27 protein-coding genes are annotated in these 22,722 nt (G+C 69.7%); 14 read left to right on the top strand and 13 right to left on the bottom strand.

Annotation, left to right across the window (positions count from 1 at the left end; genetic code table 11):
• Positions 1–60: 60 nt before the first annotated feature.
• The 5 genes from AB0C62_RS15410 to AB0C62_RS15390 all read right to left on the bottom strand — a co-directional run bounded on the left by AB0C62_RS15410 (position 61) and on the right by AB0C62_RS15390 (position 5,339).
• A complete protein-coding gene (locus tag AB0C62_RS15410) occupies positions 61–951 on the bottom strand; it encodes an STM4011 family radical SAM protein (RefSeq protein WP_362973255.1) in 891 nt (296 codons plus the stop codon).
• Positions 952–958: 7 nt separating this feature from the next.
• Entirely contained in the window at positions 959–2,314 is a 1,356-nt protein-coding gene (locus AB0C62_RS15405) for an STM4012 family radical SAM protein (RefSeq protein ID WP_362973253.1), read from the bottom strand.
• Positions 2,311–3,117, bottom strand: coding sequence for an STM4013/SEN3800 family hydrolase (locus AB0C62_RS15400; RefSeq protein ID WP_362973553.1), 807 nt, complete (start codon positions 3,115–3,117; stop codon positions 2,311–2,313). Before AB0C62_RS15400 ends, AB0C62_RS15405 begins: the two co-directional genes overlap by 4 nt.
• Before the next feature lie 64 nt (positions 3,118–3,181).
• Complete coding sequence (locus AB0C62_RS15395; RefSeq protein WP_362973251.1) at positions 3,182–4,339, bottom strand: STM4014 family protein; 1,158 nt, start codon at positions 4,337–4,339, stop codon at positions 3,182–3,184.
• A gap of 34 nt (positions 4,340–4,373) precedes the next feature.
• Positions 4,374–5,339, bottom strand: coding sequence for an STM4015 family protein (locus AB0C62_RS15390; RefSeq protein ID WP_362973249.1), 966 nt, complete (start codon positions 5,337–5,339; stop codon positions 4,374–4,376).
• Between the two features lie 301 nt (positions 5,340–5,640).
• Here AB0C62_RS15390 and AB0C62_RS15385 point away from each other — a divergent pair, with 301 nt between their 5' ends.
• The 5 genes from AB0C62_RS15385 (at position 5,641) to AB0C62_RS15365 (ending at position 9,135) form a co-directional block, all read left to right on the top strand.
• A complete protein-coding gene (locus AB0C62_RS15385; protein ID WP_362973247.1) occupies positions 5,641–5,967 on the top strand; it encodes a hypothetical protein in 327 nt (108 codons plus the stop codon).
• Positions 5,968–6,084: 117 nt separating this feature from the next.
• Positions 6,085–7,101, top strand: coding sequence for a DUF6745 domain-containing protein (locus tag AB0C62_RS15380; RefSeq protein ID WP_362973245.1), 1,017 nt, complete (start codon positions 6,085–6,087; stop codon positions 7,099–7,101).
• Positions 7,102–7,289: 188 nt separating this feature from the next.
• Positions 7,290–7,808 carry a hypothetical protein gene (locus AB0C62_RS15375; RefSeq protein ID WP_362973243.1) on the top strand — a complete coding sequence of 173 codons (519 nt, stop codon included), beginning with the start codon at positions 7,290–7,292 and terminating at the stop codon, positions 7,806–7,808.
• Between the two features lie 176 nt (positions 7,809–7,984).
• A complete protein-coding gene (locus AB0C62_RS15370; RefSeq protein WP_362973241.1) occupies positions 7,985–8,131 on the top strand; it encodes a hypothetical protein in 147 nt (48 codons plus the stop codon).
• Positions 8,132–8,145: 14 nt separating this feature from the next.
• A complete protein-coding gene (locus AB0C62_RS15365) occupies positions 8,146–9,135 on the top strand; it encodes a CehA/McbA family metallohydrolase (protein ID WP_362973551.1) in 990 nt (329 codons plus the stop codon).
• Positions 9,136–9,183: 48 nt separating this feature from the next.
• Here the strand turns inward: AB0C62_RS15365 and AB0C62_RS15360 are convergent, their stop codons facing one another.
• Positions 9,184–9,798, bottom strand: a complete 615-nt coding sequence (locus AB0C62_RS15360; RefSeq protein ID WP_362973239.1) for a dihydrofolate reductase family protein — start codon at positions 9,796–9,798, stop codon at positions 9,184–9,186.
• Between the two features lie 250 nt (positions 9,799–10,048).
• Between AB0C62_RS15360 and AB0C62_RS15355 the strand changes: the two genes are divergently transcribed.
• On the top strand, positions 10,049–10,357 hold the full coding sequence (locus AB0C62_RS15355; RefSeq protein ID WP_362973237.1) for a hypothetical protein: 309 nt from the start codon (positions 10,049–10,051) through the stop codon (positions 10,355–10,357).
• Between the two features lie 309 nt (positions 10,358–10,666).
• Here the strand turns inward: AB0C62_RS15355 and AB0C62_RS15350 are convergent, their stop codons facing one another.
• The gene (locus AB0C62_RS15350) at positions 10,667–11,062 is read right to left on the bottom strand and encodes a helix-turn-helix domain-containing protein (protein WP_362973235.1); all 396 of its coding nucleotides are present in this window, start codon (positions 11,060–11,062) and stop codon (positions 10,667–10,669) included.
• Positions 11,063–11,134: 72 nt separating this feature from the next.
• On the opposite strand from AB0C62_RS15350, the gene AB0C62_RS15345 reads away from it, so the two are divergent.
• Entirely contained in the window at positions 11,135–11,791 is a 657-nt protein-coding gene (locus tag AB0C62_RS15345) for an NAD(P)-binding domain-containing protein (protein ID WP_362973233.1), read from the top strand.
• 170 nt (positions 11,792–11,961) lie between these two features.
• Positions 11,962–12,252: a cupin domain-containing protein gene (locus AB0C62_RS15340; RefSeq protein ID WP_362973231.1), complete on the top strand. Its 291-nt coding sequence runs from the start codon at positions 11,962–11,964 to the stop codon at positions 12,250–12,252.
• Between the two features lie 87 nt (positions 12,253–12,339).
• Here the strand turns inward: AB0C62_RS15340 and AB0C62_RS15335 are convergent, their stop codons facing one another.
• Entirely contained in the window at positions 12,340–13,233 is an 894-nt protein-coding gene (locus tag AB0C62_RS15335) for an alpha/beta hydrolase (RefSeq protein ID WP_362973229.1), read from the bottom strand.
• 83 nt (positions 13,234–13,316) lie between these two features.
• On the opposite strand from AB0C62_RS15335, the gene AB0C62_RS15330 reads away from it, so the two are divergent.
• The gene (locus tag AB0C62_RS15330; protein WP_362973227.1) at positions 13,317–13,895 is read left to right on the top strand and encodes a CGNR zinc finger domain-containing protein; all 579 of its coding nucleotides are present in this window, start codon (positions 13,317–13,319) and stop codon (positions 13,893–13,895) included.
• A 52-nt stretch (positions 13,896–13,947) separates the two neighbouring features.
• Here the strand turns inward: AB0C62_RS15330 and AB0C62_RS15325 are convergent, their stop codons facing one another.
• Positions 13,948–14,526, bottom strand: a complete 579-nt coding sequence (locus tag AB0C62_RS15325) for a CGNR zinc finger domain-containing protein (protein ID WP_362973225.1) — start codon at positions 14,524–14,526, stop codon at positions 13,948–13,950.
• Between the two features lie 82 nt (positions 14,527–14,608).
• On the opposite strand from AB0C62_RS15325, the gene AB0C62_RS15320 reads away from it, so the two are divergent.
• Positions 14,609–15,781 carry an epoxide hydrolase family protein gene (locus AB0C62_RS15320; protein WP_362973223.1) on the top strand — a complete coding sequence of 391 codons (1,173 nt, stop codon included), beginning with the start codon at positions 14,609–14,611 and terminating at the stop codon, positions 15,779–15,781.
• 72 nt (positions 15,782–15,853) lie between these two features.
• Here AB0C62_RS15320 and AB0C62_RS15315 read toward each other — a convergent pair whose 3' ends face one another.
• Positions 15,854–16,357 (bottom strand): hypothetical protein, encoded by a 504-nt coding sequence (locus AB0C62_RS15315; RefSeq protein WP_362973221.1) that lies wholly within the window; start codon positions 16,355–16,357, stop codon positions 15,854–15,856.
• A gap of 341 nt (positions 16,358–16,698) precedes the next feature.
• On the opposite strand from AB0C62_RS15315, the gene AB0C62_RS15310 reads away from it, so the two are divergent.
• Together AB0C62_RS15310 and ltaE are read left to right on the top strand one after the other, a co-directional pair.
• Positions 16,699–17,577, top strand: coding sequence for an SDR family oxidoreductase (locus AB0C62_RS15310; protein ID WP_362973219.1), 879 nt, complete (start codon positions 16,699–16,701; stop codon positions 17,575–17,577).
• A gap of 117 nt (positions 17,578–17,694) precedes the next feature.
• Positions 17,695–18,816 carry a low-specificity L-threonine aldolase gene (ltaE, locus tag AB0C62_RS15305; RefSeq protein WP_362973217.1) on the top strand — a complete coding sequence of 374 codons (1,122 nt, stop codon included), beginning with the start codon at positions 17,695–17,697 and terminating at the stop codon, positions 18,814–18,816.
• A gap of 177 nt (positions 18,817–18,993) precedes the next feature.
• Here the strand turns inward: ltaE and AB0C62_RS15300 are convergent, their stop codons facing one another.
• A complete protein-coding gene (locus AB0C62_RS15300; protein ID WP_362973215.1) occupies positions 18,994–19,293 on the bottom strand; it encodes a helix-turn-helix transcriptional regulator in 300 nt (99 codons plus the stop codon).
• Between the two features lie 65 nt (positions 19,294–19,358).
• Here AB0C62_RS15300 and map point away from each other — a divergent pair, with 65 nt between their 5' ends.
• Positions 19,359–20,129 (top strand): type I methionyl aminopeptidase, encoded by a 771-nt coding sequence (gene map, locus AB0C62_RS15295; protein WP_362973213.1) that lies wholly within the window; start codon positions 19,359–19,361, stop codon positions 20,127–20,129.
• An 81-nt stretch (positions 20,130–20,210) separates the two neighbouring features.
• Positions 20,211–20,807, top strand: a complete 597-nt coding sequence (locus tag AB0C62_RS15290; RefSeq protein WP_362973211.1) for an MBL fold metallo-hydrolase — start codon at positions 20,211–20,213, stop codon at positions 20,805–20,807.
• A 261-nt stretch (positions 20,808–21,068) separates the two neighbouring features.
• On the opposite strand, the gene AB0C62_RS15285 is transcribed toward AB0C62_RS15290, so the two are convergent.
• Positions 21,069–21,449, bottom strand: coding sequence for a VOC family protein (locus AB0C62_RS15285; RefSeq protein ID WP_362973209.1), 381 nt, complete (start codon positions 21,447–21,449; stop codon positions 21,069–21,071).
• A gap of 75 nt (positions 21,450–21,524) precedes the next feature.
• Positions 21,525–22,409, bottom strand: coding sequence for a GNAT family N-acetyltransferase (locus AB0C62_RS15280; RefSeq protein WP_362973207.1), 885 nt, complete (start codon positions 22,407–22,409; stop codon positions 21,525–21,527).
• Positions 22,410–22,722: the final 313 nt, after the last annotated feature.

Here is a 22,722-nt window from a genome sequence, read left to right as displayed (position 1 = left end):
ATCAAGATCTAGATCGCGGGGATCCGGAAACATCTGAAGCCGGGGCGCGGTGGTGGCCGGTCAGACCGGCCGACTCGCCGGGATCACCGGCAGAAGGTCCCGGTCCGGCAGCGTCCGGGGCACGCGTTCCAGTACACCGCCCGCGAAGACGTCGTACAGCGGAAGCGTCTCCAGATGCACGTAGCCGATGTGGCAGTCGCACACGGTCAGGGGGCAGGGGCGCGGGGCGAGCGCGGCCCGGTAGGAACCGTCGTACAGGTTGCCCAGTTCGCCGCGTACGAAGTGACAGCGGCGGACCGCTCCGTCGCCGTCCACCGATATGACCGACTCCCCGGTGCGACAGGGCAGGCCGGCCGAGAGGTGCGGGTGACGGCTGAAGGGGAAGAGCGGGTCGAGGGCCGTCCACTCGGCGGCCCCCTCGTCCGTGTAGGTGTGTCCTTCCGCGGCGTTCACCCACAGGTACACGTGTTCCGGGAGCTGCTCGCGCAGCCGCCGTGCCGGTTCCAGATGCTCGGGCAGGCCGACGACGCCGACGCTGAAACGCACGCCGAGGGAGGTGAGTTGACGTGCCTTGGCGAGGAAGCGTTCGTGCGGCGTCTGCCCGGGGTGGTACGTGCACCACAGCGCCACCGTGTCCCGGTCCGCTTCCTCGAGCCAGTCGGTGCGGCAGCTCAGGTTGGTCTGGATCGCGACGCGCCGGACGTGGGGTTGGTGGGAGAGCTCCACGAGGGCGCGGCGGTACCAGGAGCGGACCAGGCCCTCGCCCCACGGGGTGAAGAGCACCGACAACCGGTCCTCCCGCTGCTCGCCCGCCCACGTGGTGAAACGCTGCAACGCCGCTCGGTCGGCGCGCAGTTGGGCGCTGGTGTCCCGGCGCTTGGCGAACGGGCAGTACGGGCAGTCGTAGTCGCAGGAGGCGAGCGGGCCGCGGTACAGAATCGTCAGGTCCACGGCGGTCTCACTTCAGTTCGTAGGCGGCCATGGCGTCCCGCACGGCCGGAGAGAAGAACTCGGGGCCGATCGCGTCCGAGTGGGCGAGTCCTTCGGGGGACAGGCGCAGTTGACCGTCGTCGGGGTGCGTGAGCCATCCCCGTGCGGTGAGGGTGTCCAGTTCGGAACGGAAGTCGTCCCGGGGTTCGGAGCCGAAGCGGCGACGGTAGTCCGCCACGGGCAGGCCCTCGGCCTGGAGAAGGGACTGCAGGAGGTGCCTGCGCCGGGCCTCGTCCTCGTCGACGCGGCGGCCGTGCAGGACACGGGAGAAGTCCGCGGTGGCGGTGTAGTCGTCGATGATGCCGCGGATCTCCCTCATCGACACGGCGTAGTCGAAGGAGTAGTGCAGCGTCGAGGTGTACGAACGGGCGCCGCAGCCCAGGCCGATCATGCCGTCGGTCTGGCAGGCGTAGTCGTCCGGCCCCTGGGGTGGTGCGTCCGCGCGGCGGAACATGCGCATCGACACCTGTTCGTAGCCGTGGGCCAGCAGATGGTCGCGCCCTTCGCGGTACCGGCGCAGTCGCTGCTCGTCCCACTCCCGGTCGGCCCTGTGCGGGTCGGTGTGCCGACCGAGGCCGGTGAGAGGGCGGATGTAGAGCGGGTAGAGGTAGATCTCCTCCGGCCGCCAGGCCAGGGCGGCGTCCAGGGAGTGACGCCAACTGGCGGCCGTCTGTCCGTCGATGCCGTAGATCAGGTCGATGTTGAGGACCGGTACCGCCGCCTCGCGGATGCGCGCCAGGGCCCCTTCGACCTCGGAGCGGCGCTGCGGCCGTACTGCGGCGCGTGACTCCTCCTCGACGAAACTCTGCACGCCCAGGCTGAGGCGCGTGGTGCCGCGCGCGACCAGCACGGCCAGCCGGTCGGCGGTGGCGGTGGAGGGAGAGGCTTCGACGGACAGCGGGATCGAGCGGAGGTCGGCTCCCATCTCCTGTTCGGCGATGTCGCACAGCCGGTCCAGTTCGCCGGCGTCGAGGAACGTGGGTGTTCCGCCGCCGAACGCGGCGTTGGCGAACCGCGGAGCCTCGTCGTCGCCGAGTGCCTCGCGCACAGCCGCGGCCTGGCGTCGCACCGCGTCCAGGTAGCGTCCGGTCAGGTCGTCGGGGGCTCCGATCCGGGTGAACAGGTTGCAGAACCCGCAGCGGACCTCGCAGAACGGTATGTGCACGTACAGCGAGAGCGAGTTCCGGGACTCGCCCGCCCACAGGTCCTTCAGCGCGGGGCGGGGCGTCAGGGGACGGTAGGCGGTCTTGTGCGGGTAGGCGTAGGTGTAGCTCTGGTAGGGACGCGGTGTCCCGGTCGGGGCGGCCACAGGAGTGAGGGTCATACGGTCGGCTCCAGGAAGAAGTGGCTGTAGGGCACGGTCCACACGCAGTCGTGGCCGAGGCGGTGGCCCGTGTAGCCGTCGTCTCCGTAGGCGGTGCCGTGATCGGAGCAGACGATGGCGAAGCAACGGCGCCTGGAACTCATGGCGGCGAACAGTCGGCCGACGTGCCGGTCGATGTACTCCAGGGCTGCCGCGTGGGTGGCGCGGCTGTCGCCGGTCTCGCTGGTGGCGCCGGGCAGGTGGAACCAGTTCGGCTGGTGCAGTGCCGACGCGTTCAGGAACAGGAACAGCCGCTGCTGTGGCGGAAGTTCGGCGACCGTCTTCTCGGCCCGGGCGACCTGGGCCTCGAACGAGGTCGGAGAGGCCACCGAGAACTCCGGCTCCCAGTGGCTCTCCTGGAAGAGGCCGGGCAGTACGTCGCCGAGCGCGCCCTGCTTGTTGAAGAAGCCGACGCCGCCGATGCACACCGTGCGGTAGCCGCGGGCTGCGAGGCCGGACACCAGGTCCGGGGTGTCGAAGACGTACGTGCGACCCGCTGTCGTCTCGCTTCCCGCGAAGCGTGCCGCGAACAGCCGCGGATGGTGTCCCGGGGAGGCCGGAGTGGGGAGGAATCCCGCGAACATCGCCTGGTGGGAGGCGTAGGTGAAGTTGCCCGGCGCGTGGCGCCGCTCCCAGGCACCCCCGGGCAGATGCGCCGCGAGGTTCGGTAGGCGGCCGTCGGCGACGAGTTCGACGGCCACGTCGTAGCGCAGGGTGTCGAGCGTGAGCAGGAGCAGGTCGTCGCGGCCCACCACCGCGTTCATGTCCGGTGTGTCGGCCGGACCGGCGGGGTCGGAGGGCGTCGCGTGAGCGGCGGCCCGGTCGGTGTCAGGCGGGATCATGTGCTGTCCTCGGCGGTGCGTCGAGCGGGGGAACGGGGCGTGCGGGGAAGCGGTCGGGTGGGACGGACCGGACCGCCGCGACCTGCGCCGCGTACGTGTCCAGGCCCTCGGCGCCGCTACCGGGCAGGCCGGTCAGGCGGGGGAGCAGGTCACCGAAGGCGTTGACCTCCCCGACGGTGAAACGGCGCCAGCCGATCGCGGGGAGCAGATCGACACCCACACACAGGGTGTCGGGGAAGCAGGCGGCGGCCCGCTCACTGATGTCGAGAGCCTGTGCCCACCGGTCGCCCGCCAGCGCGCGGACGGCCGCGAGATCACCGCGAGCCCCGCCCAGATGCAGATTGGTGAGAGGAGAGCGGCTCGTCCTCACCACGGCGTGGGTGGCACGCCCGGCCACGACCACGACCCGCAGATCGGCGGACCGGTCGCCGAGTGAGGCCTTCGGCAGCCAGCGCTCGATGTGCAGCCCGTCCGGTGCGAGCGTGTCCACGATCGCGGCGATCTCCGCCTCGTCCGTGTAGCGGCGGATCCGCAGGGAGTTGTGGAGCCCGCCGTCCGCCGTGCGCTCCACCGAGGTGGTCGCCCGGACGCGGCCGGTGGCGCTCGTCTCGACCGCCAGCACCCCCGAGGCGGACGAACCGTGAGCGAGCTTGACGAACGCCCGCCGCAGTCCCGCCTCCTCCATCAGGATCCGCACGTCGCTCCAGCTCTCGACGGGCCGCCGGACACCGGAGGTGGGCGACGGGGGCACCGGCACGCCCGCCGTATCGAGACGGGCGTGACACAGCCGCTTGTCGAAGAGCACCGCCAGATCCGCGGGGTCGTCCAGACGCCTGCCGCCGCGCAGCGACCGCACACCGTCCAGGAAACCCGCGTACCAGCGCGCGGAACCCTCCACGCGGGTCGGCTCGTCGGTCCCACGCAGCAGGCGGTCCACCTCCGCGTTCTCGCCGGGGGAGTCCAGGCGGACCATCTCGTCGTCGGCGAAGTCGTGCCCACCGTCCCGCAGGACGTCCAGCCACTCGACGACCCGGGGCGTTCCGCAGCCCGCCTCCTCGGCCGCGGCCGCGAACAGGTCCACCCGACGGTTCTCCCCGTTCGCGACGACCGCCCACTTCACCGGTACTCCCGGCTTCTCACCCATCGCTCGTCCTCGTCGCGCGTCGCGGTGGTCGGTGTCACTCACCCACCGCGACGAAACGCCAGACGGTCCCGTCCTCCTCGTCGGATTCCGCGTCGCCCTGCCCGGCGTCGACCTGCACGCCGGCGGGCTCCAGCGTCTCGAGGAGACGGGTGCGAAGCGCCGAGCTGAGGTAGTTGTGGTGGAGATCGAGCTTCTTGAGGTGCGTCAGCGGCTGGCCCGACAGCAGTGCTGTCGCGCCGTCGTCCGTGAGCACGCCCATGGAGACGTCGAGATCCTCCAGGCGCGCCACGACGGGGGCCGAGGCCAGGGCACGGCACACGTCGTCCTGGATCTCGCTGTTGCGCAGGCCCAGACGGATCAGGCTGGGCAGCCGGTCACCCGCGAAGATCGGCTCCAGGTCGGAGACAGCGGCGTCGCCGCCGTACTCCGACGTGCCCAGCCACAGGTCGAGCGCCACCAGGGCCGGCAGGTCGCTGCCGGCGATGCCGCGCACCGCCTCGACGGGCATACCGCCGGTCTCGACGATCAGACTGCGCAGCCGCTCGTGCCGGACGGCAGGGAAGACCAGCTGATTGCCACCCCGGACGCCGAACTGCTCCAGGGCGGGGAAGGCCTGGAGGAGGGGCGTGACGTCGCCCTGGACGATCCAGGAGATCTCGCACTCCTCCATGACGATGTCGCCTAGGAACAGACCCCGCAGAGCGGGCAGTTGGTCACGCGCGGCCACCAGGGCCTCGATCACCGCGTCCGGAGCCGTGTCGTACACCTCGCTCCACGCGCCGACGATCAGCGCCCGCACCTGCCGCGTGTCCACGGCCGCCAGGAAGCGCGCGAACGCGTCCTGCCACTCCTCCTGACTGTCATAGGCGTCCACGGCGATGCGCCAGGCCACGGATTCGGGAGCGGGAAGCGGCGCCGCGCCCGACGACGAGCCGTCGGTGCCGGGGAAGGTGAAGGCCGGCAGGCCGTGGAACTCCTTGAGGTGGCTACCGATGGTCATGCGGACCCGCTCCTTCGTACTGCTTCCGGTGGATCGACGATCGAGGTGAGTCCCGCCCGCGGACCGCACCCAGGTAAAGGAGTTCTACCAAGACCCACTGACATCGTGGCCGACAGGGGTCGCCACTCGGGGACGGAGGGGGAGACGCAGACCGTGCGCGGCGACTCGACGGCGTACCGGGGCCGCCACGACGCCCGTTCACAGGCGGCACCGCACACACGGCTGAGGCCGATTGTCAGTGGTCACCCCTACCGTCCTTCTCACGGCCGGCACATCCCGTGCCGCGACGGGAGGGAGACCCATGTTCCGCCAAGGAGACGTGCTGATCGTGCCGTTGGAGGAGAAGGCGGTGCCGGAGCACGCCCTCGCGGCGCCGTCCGAACCACGTGACGGCCGCGGACGGCTCGTCCTGGCACTCGGTGAGGTCACCGGCCACGCCCACGCGGTGGTCGGACCGGGACGGCTGATCCGGGAGGCCGGAGTGTTCGGTCCGATGTTGTTGCACGTTCCCGACGGCGCCCGGGTCGTCCACGAGGAACACGGGCCGATCTCGTTGCACAAGGGCTGGTACCGGGTGATCCGCCAGCGGGAGTACGTGCCGGGCTCGGTACGGATCGTCGCCGACTGACACGTCGGCGGGCGGGGATCGGCTCGTAGGGGCGCGTGGACATCTCCGTCGGCGGCGGAACTCATCAGTTCTTCCCGCAGGGCGGACACAGTGGAAGTATCGGAGAGGAACGACGTTATGGAGCAGGGCAGTTGGCGGGCCGCGGCGGTGCGGACGGGAGCGGGGGACCGGACCGTTGCCGAGGAAGGGGTCCGGCTCGCCTACCGGCAAGCCGGGCTGGACGCGCCCGCGCGCATCGTCTGGGCGCGCTCGCCCCACGAGGCCGTACGCATCCTCATGGGGGCCGCGTCCGCCGAGGGCACGGGCCTGGGTGACACGGGCCCCGGCGTGCGCGAGACGGTCGTCGGCAGGCCCTGGGCGGCGGCACGCCAGCGCGCCAACCGACAGCTCGGCCCCGAGGGGTGGAGCGGCCACTGGCGGGCCACCGGGGCGGCCCTGTGGGAATCGACCCGCACCCTGACCGAGCGTGTGCGGTCGGCGATCGTCGAGGACCTCGCGACCGACCGGCGGGAGGAGAGCAGGATCCGGCTGCTGCTCCTGGACGCGACCCTGGGCCAGCACGACGCGCCATGGCTCAGCGCCTTCGATCCCGACTCCCTTGCAGGAATCGCCGCGGTGGCCCGTGAGGCCGGTTGGTGGTGGCCCTACGAGAAGGTGGCGGTCATCAGCGAACGACCGCTGAGCCTGCACCGCGACGAGGCCGGCCGCCTGGACAGAGGAGACGGCCCGGCACTGCGCTACGGCGACGGCTTCGAGCTGTACGCATGGCGTGGAATGCCCGTCCCCAGCACCTTCCTCGACGAACTCACCGCGCTGACACCTGAGCGGATCCGCGAGGAGGAGAACGCCGAACTGCGCCGCGTCATGCTGGAGCACTACGGCTACGACCGCTACCTCGAGGAGTCGGGCGCCGTCCCGGTGCACCGCGACGAAACGGGCGTACTGTGGCGCGTCGAACTGAGCGGCGACGAGGACGTGGTGATGGTGGAGGTCGTCAACTCCACCCCGGAGCCGGACGGCACGAGCCGCACCTACTGGCTCCGCGTCCCACCCTCGACCCGCACGGCTCGCGAGGGCGTGGCATGGACGTTCGGACTCGGTGCCGAGGTGTATGAACCGGCGCAGGAGACGTGAGGTCGAGAAGCGGGCGCGCCGGTGTCGCCGCCGACGTGCTGACAGAAGCGGATGTACGCGGCTGTCCGCCCAGGCCCGGCCGTTCACCGGCCCTCATCATCAGCCCTTTGACGTCGCGCCCTGCACTCGGATCCAGGCCGCATTTCCGCCTCTTCCCTTACCAGCCACTGTTGTTGGAGGATTCGCGCATGAACCCGCAAGCAGCCGGACAGACCGCCGATGCGGCGGCCCTGTACCTCGCAGCGCTCCAGGAACGGCTCACGGCCGACGGTTGCACGGTGACCTCGCCCCACTGGAGAGACCATCGCGTGGTGACTGGCAGCCGGGCCGACCGCAAGGTCCGCTGGTTCGGGACGAAGGCCGAGCTGTTCGTCTTCGCGGCCGCCGTCCCCGCGATCGACGCGGCCACTCTGGGCGACTTCACCGTATGGGCCATGGAGTACGCCAAGAGCCTGCGCGGCGGCATACCCGGTGCCCGCAACGCGGCACTGGTGCTCCCCGCTCTCATCAGTGGGCACGTCCGGCCCGAGGCGGTCCGGTGGGCCGCTCAGGACGCCCGAATCCTCGACACGACACTGATCAGCCGCCCCATCACGATCGAGACCGCCCCGGCCGGCATACGCACCACGATGTACCGAGGTCGGACCGCGTGGGGAGGCATGTTCACGAGCCACGTCCTGGAGAAGGCCGCTCTCTACTTCCCGTGAGTACGCGACTGGTCCTCCGAGGCAGTACGCCATGTCGACCGGAACACCGCCTGCCGAACCGACGGCATGAGCAGGCCTCAGACGATGGACGAGTACGTCGAACGCCACGTCGGCCAGGCCCACGAGACGCTCGACCAACTGCACGCGCCGGCCCTGAGACCGCGCCGGATGCGAACGTGGCGATCAAGTGGGGCCAACCGTCGGGGACGATCCTGGGCACGGTCAAGCTCCCGTCCGGCACCCCGGTACCGACGGACCTCCTGCGCCGCATGATCGCGTACCGCATCCGCGAACACGAGGAGGACGGCGTGCGGTGGATGTGACGCCAGCGGCAGCTATGTCGCACTCAGGGGCCTCGCAGTCGGGAGCATGTGGGCGCGGCGCAAGCTGGTATCGAGGGGACTGTCACGTCCACTCCGTGTACTCGGACGGCGAACTCGCTCCTGAGCGGTTGGTTGCCGACGCTCGCGCCGTGGGGCTCGACTTCATTGCCACGACGGAGCACAACACCGCAAGCGCGCACAGTGTCTGGGGGCCCCTTGCCTCGGCTGACTTGCTGATCCTCATGGGCGAGGAGGTGACCACCAGGACCGGGCACTGGCTGGCACTCGGCATCGAGCCAGGGGAGTTGATCGAATGGGACTACGGCGTGGGCGACAACCTCATCGGCCGAGGCTTGAGGCAGGTCCGCGAGTCCGGTGGACTCTGTGTGGCCGCGCACCCGCACGCACCGTATGCGTCAGGCAGCTTCATGTACTCGTACGAGGGTCTCGACGCGGTCGAGGTGTGGAACGGTCTGTGGGTGTCGGACCTACCGTGGAACGCGGACAACGAAGCCGCACTCGCCGAATGGGGTCAGGCTCTCGCGGAGGGCGTCCGTACGGGTCGCTGGCGGCCCGCCATCGGTAACAGCGACACTCACCTTGAGGGCCAGATCGGCATTCCGCACACGGTCGTGCTCGCCGAGGAACTCACCACAGGGTCCATACTCGACGGCCTCCGTGCAGGCCGCAGCTGGATCGCAGAGGCATCGACCGTCGACTTGTCACTCACGGCCGTCGCGGCCGGGCGCGTCGCGGGAATCGGCGAACACCTTTCCACCCAGGGGGAATCCGTCATGGTGCGTGCCGACGTGCGCGGTGTCCCGCGGGCGACTGTCAGTTTCCACACCGACCGTGGGGAGGTGCACCATGCAGCGCTGTCAGGCTCCGGCACGGGCACCCTGGAATGGCAGACGACGTCGGCAGACTCGGCGTTCGTCCGTATCGAGGTACGCCGTCCCCACGGCGACATGGCCGCTCTCACCAACCCGATCGTGCTGACCTGACCGCGTACGCATGCTGCGCGACCGCGCGGGATCACCCGTACAGGGGTGTCAGCCGATGTCGTACGTCAGGTGCGTTGCGGTCGACGTCACGGTCACGTTGCGCTGCGCCAGTGTCAGTGGTGTTCCGCCCGTGAACAGGGGTGTCCCGGTGCCAAGGGCGACCGGGGAGAGGTGGAGCGTCAGCTCGTCGACCAGACCGGTGTCGAGTGCCGAGCCGATCGTGGCGCCGCCTCCCATGAGGACGACGTCCAGGTCCCGGCCGCGTTCCTTCGAGGCGGCCTCGGCCCGCTCGCGTGCTGCGCTGACGGCGTCGGGGAGACCTGTCGTGACGAACGTCCAGTCGAGGTCGCCGAGTCTCACCGACTCCGGCGGTGAGCTGGTCACGACGACGAACGCGGGCTTGCCGACCTCGCCGGCGCCGTAGCCGGTCGCGTCGTCCCAGCCGTGCGGTCCGTCGACGATGTCGAAGAGGGTACGGCCGAGTATGACGGCGCCCGAGCGGGCAGTCGCCTCGCGCAGCACCCGGCGGTCGTCGGGGTCGTCGGAGAACGCCCACGTGTGGAGTGCCTCGCCGCCGGTGCCGAGTCCGTTGTCCGCACCGGGGTCGGGTCCGGTGACGAAGCCGTCGAGGGAGACCGAGATGTCAGCAATGATGCGCGTCATACCAGTGCAGACCCGATCCGTGGGCCGAACTCATCGCTCACGCGTCGAGGGGAAGGAGGGGAGCTGGGGCGGCGGCCGCCCTTCTGCCCCCTTGATCCCGACCCGCGCTTTCCGCGTGCGGGGGCGACGCCCGGCCGCCGCGCTCACGCCTGGCCGCCACAACTCACAGAGCGTGGGCGCGTCGCATGGCAGTCGCTTGACCTGCTGACATGCCTTGCGCGCCCGGAGGTCTGCCGTCGATCATTCACCCATGCGATCCGAGGTGCAGGCATTCGTGGCCGACGGCCCACTCCCCGACTGGGACGCGGCCGAAGAGGAGATCGACAGGCGCGTCGGCCAGCTCGAAGTGATCGCCGGGCCGGTCACGCGGGAGGAGGCGAAGGCGCTTGTCGCCTGTTTCGGGCCGGACGACTGCTACGGCGTCGCCTGGACCCTTCTCCACCTCATCGAGACCGGCCCGAACCCCGTGCTGACGACCGACCCCGGACCGCACGGCAACGAGTGGCACAAGCGGCTCTACGCCCGTGCCCTGAACGGGGGACTCATCCCGGGTGCTTGACGGCCTTCCGCGTACAGAGGTGACGGCGACGCGACGGACCTGTGCCCGAACCCCGCTCGGCACCGGCGGCCCGTAGGCCTGTCCTGCCCTGGGATCGGGACCGGGGGCGAAAGGGTTCCGCCCCAGCGCAGCCCCAGCCCCCGTGGCTCACCCCCGGCCATCGCCGAGTCGGCCCCCGACGCGACCCGGGCACCGACGGGCCGACGCCGAAGTCCTCGCAGTGGCAGCCGCGTTCGAGCAGGCGACACCGTGGGCGGCACGGGGGCCGGGGGATCCTGCCTGAGCCCCGTATGTCGATGAGCCCTGGTCTCACGCTGTCGACTGGTCCGACGAGGGAGGAGAGGCCTGCGGTGCGGGAGTGCACGCCGCCTCCTGTGCGGCCATGACCTCGTCGCCGTACTCGAAAGCCCACGCACCGACGGCGTCGATGGGCTGCAGCAAGGTACGACCCAGGGCGGTGAGTTCGTACTCGACTCGCGATGGCGCGTCAGGGGGCGAACGCCGGTCGACCAGTCCGTTGAACTGCAGCCGGCGCAGCGTCTCGTTCAGGACCTTGGAGCTGATACCGCCGATCCGCTCCCGTAGTTCGACCGGGCGCCGGGGTTCGTCGCGCAGTGCCCAGAGCACCACGGCGTTCCAGGTGTTGGACAGCAGGTCGAAGGCGAGGCGGGCGCGGCAGTCGGCGAGGAAGGCGTCGGTCGTCACGTACCAAATGGTGCCCGAACGGCCCTCTAGCGTCGGTGTGAACGGTCGAACCGGCCAGAGAGAGGAGTCGTGATGAGAATCGGCGTACTGGGAACGGGCAACATGGCCGACGCGCTCGCCTCCCACTGGGTACGGGCCGGACACCAGGTGACCATCGGGGGGCGGGACGCACAGAAGGCGGAGCGGCTTGCGACGCGGATCGGCGGCGGGGCCAGGTCTGCCGGTCTGCGCGCGGCGGCCGACGCCGGTCGGGTGGTGCTGGCCGCGCTGCCCTACGGAACGGGAACCGAGGTGGTTCGGGACCTCCATGCGACCCTGGAGGACAAGGTGTTGGTCGACTGCTCGAACCCGGTCGGTCCGGGCTTTCGGCTGCTGACGGAAGGAGGCGCCTCCGCCGCACAGCAACTGGCCGCGGCGGCGCCAGGAGCGCACGTGGTCAAGGCATTCAACCTGTGCCACGAGGACGTGTGGCGCATGCGAGCGCCCGTCTTCGACGGGCGACCACTGGCGGTACCGGTCTGCGGAGACGATGAGGCGGCTCTCGCCCGCGTGCACGAGTTGGTCCAGGACGTGGGCTGCGAGCCCGTGTCCGGCGGCGGCCTCGAACGAGCGGGCCTCCTGGAAGCGACCGCCGCGCTGTTCATCGGCCTCTGGGTCGGTCAGGGAGCGGACGCTCAAGCCATCGCACCTCCCCTGACCTACGCGGCCGGACCGAGCCGCCAGACGTAAGGCGTAGACCGGCTTCCGCCTTCACTCGTGCCGTCGCAGGCCCTCGCCACCGCGTATATGCGTACTGGTCGACGCTTGCGGAAGCCGATGGCAGTTAGCCTGCCACCTGGGATGTTGTGCCCGCCTGCCGCGACCGCCGGGTGCGGCCGCCGATGACGAGGAGATGTGCGATGAGGACCACCGCCCGCGCCAGTGTGCAGCACGAGGACGAGCAGGTGCGGGTCACCCGCTGGGACTTCGAGCCCGGGGAGAGCACGGGCCGGCACGTCCACGCGTACGACTACGTCGTGGTCCCCGTGACCGACGGCCGGACCGACGTCATCACCGCCGACGGTACGACCACCTCCTCGGAGCTGCGGGCAGGAGAGTCCTACGCGCGCCGGGCGGGCGGGGAACACGAGGTGGTCAACGGCGGCAGTTCGGCCCTGGCTTTCGTCGAGATCGAACTCAAGCTGAAGTAGCCACCGAGTGACGCAGCCGTGCTTCTGTCCCACGCTCTCGGCGTCCACCACGATCACCGTGACAAGGGCCTGGGCTTGCGACAGCTCTCATGCAGGGAGCTTGTCGAGGAAGTCGGCGATCAGCGGGGCGATCTCGGGCAGGTGGTCCTCCAGGGCGAAGTGCCCGGTGGGGAACAGGTGTACCTCGGCATCGGGCACGTCTCGTGTGTAGGCGCGGGCACCGGCCTCGACGAAGAACTGGTCACCCGTGCCCCAGGTGACCAGCATCGGGGGCTGGTGTTCGCGCAGCCACGCCTGCCAGGCCGGGTAGGCGGCGACGTTGCTCTTGTAGTCGTAGGCCAGGGCGAGTTGGGCTCGCTTGCGCCCCGGCTGATCGAGGAAGTGCTGGTCCAGCAGCCAGCCGTCGGGCGCGATCAGCTCGGGGTGCGCGGTCCCGGTCTCGTACTGCGCCCGGGTGGCCCCCACGGTGAACAGATCAAGGATCGTCCGTTCGGCGCCGGGGGTGTCCGGGGTGAGCGCGGTGAAGGCGCGGGCCATGTCCGACAGGCCCTCCTCGTAGGCGTTTCCGTTCTGCGCGATCAGCCCGGTGATCCGCTCCGGATGGCGCAGTGCGTGGCGAAGCCCGATGGGGGCGCCGAAGTCGAACACGTAGAGCGCGTAACGGTTCAGGCCGAGGGCGTCGGTGAAACCGTCGAGAACGTCGGCGAGGCGGTCGAAGGTGTAGGTGAAGTCCTCGGGGGCGTCGGTGTGGCCGAAGCCGGGGTGGTCGGGGGCGATGAGCCGGTAGTGCCGGCCCAGGGTGTCCATGAGGCGACGGAACTGGTGCGAGCCGGACGGGAAGCCGTGCAGGAGCAACAGAACGGGAGCATCGGCGCTCTCGGGGAGTGACTCCCGGTAGAAGAGGTCCACATCTTCGACAGTGATGCGGCGGTGCGCGGTCTGGGCGGGGAGGGCCGGCGAGAACGAGCTTCGGGACGTCACGTCACATGCCTCCTTGGCGGGATGATGCATTAGTTCTAGCCGTATCCTTCTAATGCGTCAATGGCCTCATGTAGCATTAGTCCATGGATGATCACGGACCGCTGGTCGGCGAACCGCTCGCCCTCGACCTGATCAACACCCGCCCGATCGATCCGGGCGGGCGCACCGACCTGATCGACACCCCGCAACGACTGGCCGCATGGCTGGCGCTGCAGGACGACCGAATGCCGGCCGCGGCCCGCGGTCTCACGCCGGGTCCGGCCGACCTTGCCGCGCTCCACGCGGTGCGTGCCGCCGCCGAAGCAGTCGTACGAGCGCTCCTGGACAACGACGAACCGCCACGGTCGGCGCTGCGTGATCTGACCGCTGCCCAGCGTGCGGCGCCGTCCATCCGCGAACTCGCCTGGGACGGAAGCCTCGTGACGGCCGAGCCGTGCCGCACCGGCCCTCCCGGGGCGGTCCTGGCCGCGGTCTTCGCCGAGGCTGCGGCCGACCTCCTCACCGGCTCCGGCATGGAGAAGGTCCGGGAGTGCGAGGCCGCCGACTGCGTGATGCTCTTCCAGCCGGCCCACCCACGGCGCCGCTGGTGCTCCCCGACCCGCTGCGGCAACCGCGCCCGGGTGGCGCGCTACTACCAGCGGCACAAGCCCCCGGTCGGATAGTTCCGGGGCTCATCGCACCTCAGGGCGGAGGTGGGGTCTGAACCCACCGGTTTCAAGCAAGCTCCGGGCCAGGGGTTTTGCGCTGGTTGGCATGGAAGCGTGCCTTTTTCTGGCGATTCCCGCATGTGTTCATGTCGCACCATTTGCGGGTGCGGCTCTGGCTGGTGTCGAAGAAGGCGGCTCGGCAGCTGGGTGACGCACACAGGGCCAATTTTCCGTCCCGTTCGCCTGAGATGATGCTGATCGCGTCGGCAGCGATCACGCCGAGGGCATCTTCCACGCAGGAAGCCGAGCCGAGTTGCCACCGCCGCTGGCCCTCGGGCGTCAGGATCGCCGCGGCCCGCCCCCGAGCGCTGCGGTCATTGATGACCTCCACAGCAGGCGAAGGAAGAGTGTCCTGGCACGCCGCCGCTGTCGCGGCGGCGTGAATCGACTCCCTCAGCTCCCGAGCGAGGTCCAACTGGGCAGGGGTGCAGGAGTCCACGGCGAGGCCGTTCACCACCAGCCAGTCGACGAGTCGGTGCGGCGTGGGAATGCGCTCCACCGCAGTGCCGTGACGCTCCGACAGCGTCCCCGTGAAGCTGGTCGCCAGCACGCTACCGAGGCGGAAGTCAGGGAACTCAGCAGGCATGGAACCACCTTAGCCGGTTGCGGCGTGGCTCCGAGAACTGCTAGAACCGCCTTAGTCGGTTCCGCGATGGCCAGGAGGTCTCATGCCCCGTCCAAGCAGCGACGTCCGAGCATTTGAAGCCCACGCACCTGACGCCGACCTCGACGATCTGCGCGCACGGCTGGCCGCGGCGCGGCTGCCGGAGGCCGAGACGGTCCATCGCGCCGCGCCCGGTCCCCGCCGATGGGAACAGGGTGTTCCTCTCGCCGACCTCGTCGATGTCGTGAACTACTGGCGGACCGGGTACGACTGGCGGTCGTTCGAAGAGCGCCTCGACCGTATCGGCCAGTTCCGCACGACCATTGATGGTCTGGGAATCCACTTCCTGCACCGCCGGTCCGCGCGCGCGGACGCCGTTCCGCTGATCTTGACGCACGGCTGGCCGGGCAGCATTGCCGAGTTCATCGATGTAGTGGACGAGCTGGCGGACCCGGACGATGCGGACGCGCCGGCGTTCCACGTCGTGGTCCCGTCGCTACCGGGCTTCGGGTACAGCGACAAGCCGGCCACCACCGGGTGGGGAACCGAGAAGATCGCGGCCGCGTGGGTCGAACTGATGGGCCGGCTCGGCTACAGCAAGTTCGCAGCCCACGGCGGCGACTGGGGAGGGAACGTCACCACGGTTCTCGGCGGCAGGTTCCCGGCGCACGTCCTCGGCATCCACACGACGTTCGCGGAGGCGCCGCCCGGGTTGACCACGGACGGGCTGACGGCGGCCGAGCGTCGGTGGACCGAGGAAACCCGCGATTTCTGGCGCCACCGAGCGGCGTACGCGAAGCAGCAGGCGACCCGACCGCAGACCATCGGCTACTCGCTCGTCGACTCACCGGTCGGGCTTCTCGCCTGGATACTCGACAAGTTCGCCGAGTGGACGGATACCGAGGACAGCCCGTTCGAGACGATTTCCATGGACAGGATTCTTGACGACGTCACCCTGTACTGGCTGACGCGGACCGGCGCATCGGCGGCCCGCATCTACTACGAAAGCCATAACTCGCTGGATCCCGAACTTCGGGTCGACGTCCCGTCGGCAATCAGTATGTATCCCCGCGACATCGAGAAGTGTCCGCGCCCCTGGGCGCAGCAGCGATACCGGCAGATCGTCCGATGGAGGTCACCCGAACGCGGGGGACATTTCCCGTCGCTGGAGGTTCCCGAGTATTTCGTCAGCGATCTGCGGGAGGGCCTCGCGGCAGTACTGGCCGCGCATCGGTGAATGCGAGGACGAGTGCCCGGACCGCCGTTGAATTCCGGCGCTCCGGGCTCTCCGCCCGTGTTTGCGGCTCCGTCAGCCGGCCGGCTGAAGGTCGGTGATCTTGCGCGTCTGGAGGTCCGTCTGGACCTTGATCTTGGTGACTTCCGGGTTCTGGCCGTCGCTCCAGGTCAGCGTGACCAGCGAAGTGGCCTGACCGGCGCCGGAACCCGTGTAGGCGACGCTCCACTTCACCGGCACGTTCTGGGCGAACACGATCCCGTCGGCGTGCTCCTTCGCTTCGAAGGCGGCGACGGACTTCTGTTCCGCGGCGCTCAGGTAGAACTTCCGCAGGGCCTTGGCGTTCGCGGACGCCGCCGGGTCCTCGTTGTCCCAGACGGAGTCGATGTAGGCGCCGTAGAAGTTGGAGACGCGCGTGGTGGCCGAGCGAGGGTCACCCTGGGCGGTCGCGGCCGTCGCCGCGCTCTGCGTGCCCGTCTGCTGACTGGTACCGGCAAGGGCGGGGGTGATCGCGCCGAGCGAAAGGGCGGCGGCGATACCGACGGCGGCGAACAGTGTGGTGCGGGCACGAGTGCGCATTGAAGGAAAACCTTCCCCGTTTTTGAATCCCGATGAATCCCGCGACATTACTGCGGGTGTTTGGTCACCCTGTAAGAGCGCTGAAGCGATGGAACGGTTGCGCACTGGCGGTGCCGTTTTCGCACGGCAGGGAATTCGGAAAAGGTTGTAGGCGCGTAAGGAAAGGAACTGCAAAAAGGAGCCGGGGGAGTGAAGCGTGAGCCGGATGTGCGCCGGGTGTGCCCCATGGCGCCCCTTGTCGCGTGATGACCGGTGACCGGTCGGTGACCGATCATGAGGCATCGGGCCGAGCCCGGTGCCGGGGGCAGGACTGGAGCGTCACGAACGCGACGGGGGGATCGATGGTGCGACGGTGGCTGGTGACGGGGTGCTCGTCGGGATTGGGCGAGGCGTTGGCCGAAGCGGCGGCGCAGGCCGGAGACATGGTGGCGGTGACCGCTCGTAGCGTCGCCAGGCTGGAGAAACTGCGCGGCGCCTGGCCGGAGCAGATCGTCCCGATCCCCCTGGAACTGCGTGACGCCGGCCAGTGCGAGGAGGCGGTTCGGGCGGCAGCCGACTGGCTGGGCGGCATCGACGTACTCGTGAACAATGCTGGGGCCGGCCTCTTCGGCGCGGTCGAGGAGGTCTCGGACGCCGAAGTGCGCGATCAGTTGGAGACGCTGGTCGTCGCACCCTGGCGTCTCGTCCGGCTGGTCCTCCCGCTCATGCGGGCCCAGGGTCACGGACACATCGTCAACGTCTCGTCCCTGACCGGACGGATCGCGTTTCCCGGGCTGGGCGCCTACGCGGCGGGAAAGTACGCCTTGGAGGGCATGAGCCAGGCGCTGGCCGCGGAGGTGGCCCCGGAGGGCATTCGGGTCACGGTCGTCGAACCCGGATGCTTCGCCACCCACTACGGGACGACCGTCTGCGAGTCGGAGCGCCGCGTGTCCGCCTACACGGACACGACCTCCGCGACGCTCGACGGCCTGCGCGCGATGGCGGACGACCCCGCCACCGGACGCCCGGAGGACTACGCGGCCCGCGTACTGGACATCGTCACCGGCGTGGGCCCGAGTCCCTTGCGCATCCCGATCGGCGACGACGCCTACGCGTACCTGGAAGCGGCGGAGCAGGCGTCCCGAGAGGAATTGGCCGCCGCTCGCGTGCTCGTGCAGGGAGCATCGGTACAGCCCGTACCGGAGTCGGAAGAGGCTCCGTCGACGGAGCGCGCCGCCTGAGACTCCCGTAGCTCGGAAACGGGCACCTTCTGGCCGGGGTCCGGAGCTGATCCATGCTCTCCGGGCCGTCGGCCACCCCGTCGGTCAAGGCCCCTTCCGGCGTGGCAGAGTGTGCGTGTGCCGACCACAGATTCCGCCCGCGCGACCGACGCCGTCTCCCCCGCCGCGAACGAGACAGGTGCGGTCCACGACGCGTCCGGTCACCCCATCGATCTGCGCAGCGACACCGTCACCCGGCCCAGCGACGCGATGCGGCGGGCCATGGCGGAGGCCGAGGTGGGAGACGACGTCTTCGGCGACGATCCGACCGTCAACGCGCTGCAGGAGCGCATCGCCGGACTCCTCGGATTCGAGGACGCGCTGTTCGTCTCCTCGGGGACGCAGAGCAACCTGTGCGCTCTGCTGACCCACTGCGGCCGCGGGGACGAGTACATCGCCGGTCAGATGGCCCACCTGTACCGGTGGGAGGGTGGCGGCGCCGCGGTGCTCGGAGGCATCCAGCCCCAGCCCCTCCCGCACCGGGCGGACGGGACGTTGGACCCGCAGGACATCGCGGCCGCCGTGAAGCCGGACGACCCGCACTTCGCCCGCACCCGGCTTCTCTGCCTGGAGAACACCATCGGTGGCCGAGTGGTGTCCCCGGACTACCTGAAGACCGCCACGCAGCTCGCCCGCGATCACGGACTCGCCACGCACCTCGACGGGGCGCGGCTCTTCAACGCCGCGGTGGCCGGCGGAGACGACCCGTACGAGCAGGCACGACTGATCGCCGGCCACTTCGACAGTGTCTCCGTCTGCTTCAGCAAGGGCCTGGGCGCGCCGGTCGGCTCGGCGCTCGTGGGATCCCGCGAGTTCGTGAACGGGGCACGGCGCTGGCGCAAGGTCCTGGGTGGCGCGATGCGGCAGGCGGGCGTGCTGGCGGCCGGGGCACTCCACGCGCTCGACCACCACGTGACACGACTCGCGGACGACCATGCGCACGCCGCACTGTTCGCCGATGGTCTGAAGGACCTGGAAGGCCTGACCGTGGAGCCCAGCGGGACCAACATGGTCTTCGCGAAGTCCGCTCCAGGGCTTGACATCGACGACCTGTGCGACCGACTGGCACGTCGTGGCCTGCTGTGCGCGGGATACCCGGACCAGCTGCGTTTCGTGTTCCACCTCGACGTGACACGCGCCGATGCGGAACGCGCTGTGCGCATCGTCCGCGAGACCGTGACCGAGACGGTAACTCGCTGATTCCGTAGGGCGGTTGGCCCTACGTTCCTATCGCTGCCCGCTGCCCGCTGCCCGCTGGGGCGTTGACGGGGGCGGGCCCCGGTCTGCCGTCGGCGAGGGCCCTCGGCTGGTCGGTACGCCCCTGCCGCCCGCGCCCTCCCTCGTCGAGGCCCCGGACTCCGCCGACCGGCGTGAGGTCTACGAGGTCAGTTGCTCGCGCGCGCTGTGGCCGATGCGCGCGCTGACGCCGCATTCCGGCTCGCTGATCTCGGCCCACACCGCGTCGAGGGAGAGGCCGAGGACCTCGGCGATCGCCGCGATGGTCGAGAAGGCGGGAGTCGCCACGCGGCCCGTCTCGATCTTCCGGAGGGTCTCCGGCGAGACGCGGGCGTCGAGCGCGGTGGCGAGCATCGAGCGGTTTCCTCTCGCCCGGCGCAGGAGTGCGCCCAGGCGCTGTCCGCGTGCGACCTCTGCGGGGGTGAGCGGCGTCCTGACCATGAGGCGATTCTAGTACCGGTATAGTTCAACCGGTATTGTTATTGGTTACATGAGAAGGGCGTCGCATGATCGAGATCCTGAACCCCACCCTGCTGACCCGGGCGAAAGTCACCGGCGCCCTGGTCGCCGACATCCTGCAGACGCTGAAGAGCCGTTGCGTGGTCGGCACGAACCTTCTGGACGTCGACCGGTGGGCCAAGGCCATGATCCTCGACGCCGGGGCGCAGTCCTGCTACGTCGACTACGAACCGTCCTTCGGCCGCGGCCCGTTCGGCCACTACATCTGCACCGCCGTCAACGACGCCGTGCTCCACGGCCGGCCGTACGACTACACGCTCGCCGACGGTGATCTGCTGACGCTCGACCTCGCCGTCTCCCAGAGCGGTGTCGCAGCGGACGCTGCCATCAGCTTCCTCGTGGGGGACGTGAGGCCCCCGGAGAGCGTCGCGATGATCGATGCAACCGAACGCGCGCTGGCCGCCGGGATCGCCGCTGCCCGCCCCGGGGCTCGTATCGGCGACCTTTCCCACGCGATCGGCACGGTGCTGAGCGAGGCGGGATACCCGATCAACACGGAGTTCGGCGGTCACGGCATCGGGTCGACGATGCACCAGGACCCGCATGTCGCGAACACCGGCCGGCCCGGCCGGGGATACAAGCTGCGCCCGGGGCTGCTGCTGGCACTGGAGCCGTGGGTCATGGCGGACACCGCCGAACTCGTCACCGACGACGACGGATGGACGCTCCGCAGCGCGACGGGCTGTCGCACGGCACACAGTGAGCACACGATCGCCATCACCGACGACGGGGCCGAGATCCTCACCCTGCCGAGGTAGGCGAAGCCGCGACGGGATCGCGGTGGCGGACGCGGTGAGCGAAGGACACTGTGCGGCGCAATCGCACTAGGTTGGGCTGCCATGCGGATCACGAAGTACACCCACGCTTGTGTACGGCTGGAACACGAGGGCCGGGTCGTGGTCATCGATCCGGGTGTGTGGAGCGAGCCGGCCGCCTTGGCCGGCGCGGAAGCCGTGCTGGTGACGCACGAGCACGCCGATCACATCGACGTCCTGCGCCTGGCCGGCCTGGGTGTCCCGGTCTACGCCCCTGCCGACGCGAACATCGCGGGGCTGGACGTTGTGGGAGTGACCGCGGGTGAAGACTTCACCGTCGCGGACCTCCCCGTGCGGGCGGTCGGCGGACGCCACGCGTTCGTCTACGCCGGGCAGCCGGACTGCGCGAACCTCGGCTACATCCTCGACGAGGCGATCTACCACCCCGGTGACTCGTTGCACGTGCCGGATCGGCCGGTCGAGACGCTCCTCGTCCCGGCGCAGGGATCGTGGGTGAAGACGGCCGAGGTGATCGACTTCGTCAAAGCGGTCAATCCTCGGAGATCGTTCGCGATCCACGACGCCCAGATCAACGACCGAGGCCTCAGCAGCATCAACGGCTGGCTCGCGGAGGAGACCTCCAACGGCTACCGCTATCTGAGGCCGGGCGAATCACTCTGAGGGGTACGCAGAGCCAAGAGGGCGCTGCTCTAGGGCGCCCGGCCGAAGCGTCCGTAGGTGCCACGGCGAGGGACGAGCGATCGTTGGAGTGGCCGCCCAGGTGGATGAACGGATCACCGTTCATCCACCTGAGGTCGAAGACGCGAGGGCCGGCCATCCGGGCGATGCCCGGCCGAAGCCCGTCCATGATCTGCGGCAGCCGGCTCTCATCGACGTCGTCAACTGCGTTCCGACTGGGCGTGATCGAGCCGTGGTCCGGCGTCAGAGCGGATTGAGGCGGGCCTTGAGGAGGCAGAACTCGTTGCCCTCGGGGTCGGCGAGGACGTGCCACTGCTCTTCGCCGGTCTGGCCGATGTCGGCCGGGCGAGCGCCTAGCTTGAGGAGGCGTTCGAGCTCGGCGTCCTGATCGCGGTCGGTGGCATTAACGTCGATGTGCAGCCGGGACTTCCCCTTCTCGGGCTCGTCCCTGCGACTGAGGAAGAGCGTCGGCTGCGCACCGCCGAACCCCTCGCGGGGACCGATCTCCATCGAGCCGTCCTCCTCGCGGTCGAGGACGACGAAGTCCAGGACCTCGCACCAGAACCGCGCCAGCACCTCAGGGTCGCGGCAACCGAGCACGAGCTCACTGATACGACATGCCATGGAAGAAAACCCACTCTCAGCAGCGAAGACAATCCCGCGACCGTACCGGACGGGACGAGCACGGGCGAAGGGATTTCAGCCCTTTCCCCGGGAGGAAAACCTGTACCCCGTGAAGTCGGCGAGATGGACGTAACCGATGCGCTGGTAAAGCGCGTTGCTGGTCGGATTGCGGGGGTCCGCGAACAGCACGACGTCCGTCGCTCCGGCTGCCAACGCCGCGCTGCTCACCTCGACCGTCACCGCGCCCGCGTAACCGCGGCCTCGGAAGTGGGCCGGGGTGGAGACGGGGTCGACCCGGACCATCCCGCCGATCATCGAGGTCGCGCCGGCCAGGGAAACGGGCGTGCCGTTCGGCGTCTCCCAGAACGTGAAGTGCTTGTCCGCGAAACGAGTGTCGCCCCAGGAGCCGGCGTCAATGGCGTCAAGGGAGGCTTGCTCCTCGACGGCGACGCAGAAATCCCGGCACCAGCGCACGACTTGTTCGTGGTCCACCGGCCCCGCGACACGGCCCCGGCCCTCCGGGAGTGGCTGCGGGGGAGTGGGTGAGCCGAGACGGTAGAGGTGTGTCCGCCAGAAGGGCGTCGGGACGGCACCCGTGTGCCGTTGCCATGCCTCGGCGAAAGCGGTGGCGGTGTCGTGGTCCGCGATGACGGTGGCAGGGGAGTGTCCGAGGACGGCCAGATGCGCGGCAAGGCTGTCAGCCTGCTGGACAGAGAGTGGCGTGAGGCCCAGGCGGCCGCGCGGGGTGTAGTAGAAGACGGCGCGGACCTCCCCTCCTGACATCAGTCGCCCGAAGACCGGGGCGAACTCGGTACCGCGGGCGTCCGGCCCGTGGGTTCGCAGCTTCTCGATGTCCGTGAGCGCTGTGTTGTGCATGTCCGCACGCGAGCGCAGGAAGGCGCCGGCTCGTGCGAGGAAGTCATCTATTTCTACGCTGAGTTGCCAGTCATCCGGGAGCATGCTTCATGATCTCGGAGCTGTCCGACTCGGGGGAAGCCCTTGCTCGGAGACGCATTCTCACCATCACGGGAGCCCCGTCTTCACGCCATGCGACGAGACCGTTCCGCGGCCCCCGCTGCGCGCCCGGGCACCGACGAGAGGACGCCGGGCGGGACGTCTGGTCCGGCTCTCGCCGGACCAGACGCACCCAGGATCCGGGCACCCACCGCCCTTATGAGCCCGCTACCGGAATCCATTCGCAGTGCATCGGCCTTCAGGCCGGTGGTGAAGCGAATCTGATGGTGGCGACGCGGAGCGTCGCGGATTCAGGTCC

This window comes from Streptomyces sp. NPDC048643, assembly GCF_040650615.1.
Lineage (GTDB): Bacteria > Actinomycetota > Actinomycetes > Streptomycetales > Streptomycetaceae > Streptomyces.
This window is presented reverse-complemented; position numbering and strand designations above follow the sequence as displayed.

What these genes read in the sequence shown, in the direction of transcription:
- AB0C62_RS15405 (WP_362973253.1), bottom strand. Translation starts at nt 2,314, where the DNA reads ATGACCCTCACTCCTGTGGCCGCCCCGACCGGGACACCGCGTCCCTAC.
- AB0C62_RS15400 (WP_362973553.1), bottom strand. Translation starts at nt 3,117, where the DNA reads ATGAACGCGGTGGTGGGCCGCGACGACCTGCTCCTGCTCACGCTCGAC.
- AB0C62_RS15395 (WP_362973251.1), bottom strand. Translation starts at nt 4,339, where the DNA reads ATGGGTGAGAAGCCGGGAGTACCGGTGAAGTGGGCGGTCGTCGCGAAC.
- AB0C62_RS15390 (WP_362973249.1), bottom strand. Translation starts at nt 5,339, where the DNA reads ATGACCATCGGTAGCCACCTCAAGGAGTTCCACGGCCTGCCGGCCTTC.
- AB0C62_RS15385 (WP_362973247.1), top strand. Translation starts at nt 5,641, where the DNA reads ATGTTCCGCCAAGGAGACGTGCTGATCGTGCCGTTGGAGGAGAAGGCG.
- AB0C62_RS15380 (WP_362973245.1), top strand. Translation starts at nt 6,085, where the DNA reads ATGGAGCAGGGCAGTTGGCGGGCCGCGGCGGTGCGGACGGGAGCGGGG.
- AB0C62_RS15375 (WP_362973243.1), top strand. Translation starts at nt 7,290, where the DNA reads ATGAACCCGCAAGCAGCCGGACAGACCGCCGATGCGGCGGCCCTGTAC.
- AB0C62_RS15365 (WP_362973551.1), top strand. Translation starts at nt 8,146, where the DNA reads ATGTCGCACTCAGGGGCCTCGCAGTCGGGAGCATGTGGGCGCGGCGCA.
- AB0C62_RS15360 (WP_362973239.1), bottom strand. Translation starts at nt 9,798, where the DNA reads ATGACGCGCATCATTGCTGACATCTCGGTCTCCCTCGACGGCTTCGTC.
- AB0C62_RS15355 (WP_362973237.1), top strand. Translation starts at nt 10,049, where the DNA reads ATGCGATCCGAGGTGCAGGCATTCGTGGCCGACGGCCCACTCCCCGAC.
- AB0C62_RS15345 (WP_362973233.1), top strand. Translation starts at nt 11,135, where the DNA reads ATGAGAATCGGCGTACTGGGAACGGGCAACATGGCCGACGCGCTCGCC.
- AB0C62_RS15340 (WP_362973231.1), top strand. Translation starts at nt 11,962, where the DNA reads ATGAGGACCACCGCCCGCGCCAGTGTGCAGCACGAGGACGAGCAGGTG.
- AB0C62_RS15330 (WP_362973227.1), top strand. Translation starts at nt 13,317, where the DNA reads ATGGATGATCACGGACCGCTGGTCGGCGAACCGCTCGCCCTCGACCTG.
- AB0C62_RS15325 (WP_362973225.1), bottom strand. Translation starts at nt 14,526, where the DNA reads ATGCCTGCTGAGTTCCCTGACTTCCGCCTCGGTAGCGTGCTGGCGACC.
- AB0C62_RS15320 (WP_362973223.1), top strand. Translation starts at nt 14,609, where the DNA reads ATGCCCCGTCCAAGCAGCGACGTCCGAGCATTTGAAGCCCACGCACCT.
- AB0C62_RS15315 (WP_362973221.1), bottom strand. Translation starts at nt 16,357, where the DNA reads ATGCGCACTCGTGCCCGCACCACACTGTTCGCCGCCGTCGGTATCGCC.
- AB0C62_RS15310 (WP_362973219.1), top strand. Translation starts at nt 16,699, where the DNA reads ATGGTGCGACGGTGGCTGGTGACGGGGTGCTCGTCGGGATTGGGCGAG.
- AB0C62_RS15300 (WP_362973215.1), bottom strand. Translation starts at nt 19,293, where the DNA reads ATGGTCAGGACGCCGCTCACCCCCGCAGAGGTCGCACGCGGACAGCGC.
- map (WP_362973213.1), top strand. Translation starts at nt 19,359, where the DNA reads ATGATCGAGATCCTGAACCCCACCCTGCTGACCCGGGCGAAAGTCACC.
- AB0C62_RS15290 (WP_362973211.1), top strand. Translation starts at nt 20,211, where the DNA reads ATGCGGATCACGAAGTACACCCACGCTTGTGTACGGCTGGAACACGAG.
- AB0C62_RS15285 (WP_362973209.1), bottom strand. Translation starts at nt 21,449, where the DNA reads ATGGCATGTCGTATCAGTGAGCTCGTGCTCGGTTGCCGCGACCCTGAG.
- AB0C62_RS15280 (WP_362973207.1), bottom strand. Translation starts at nt 22,409, where the DNA reads ATGCTCCCGGATGACTGGCAACTCAGCGTAGAAATAGATGACTTCCTC.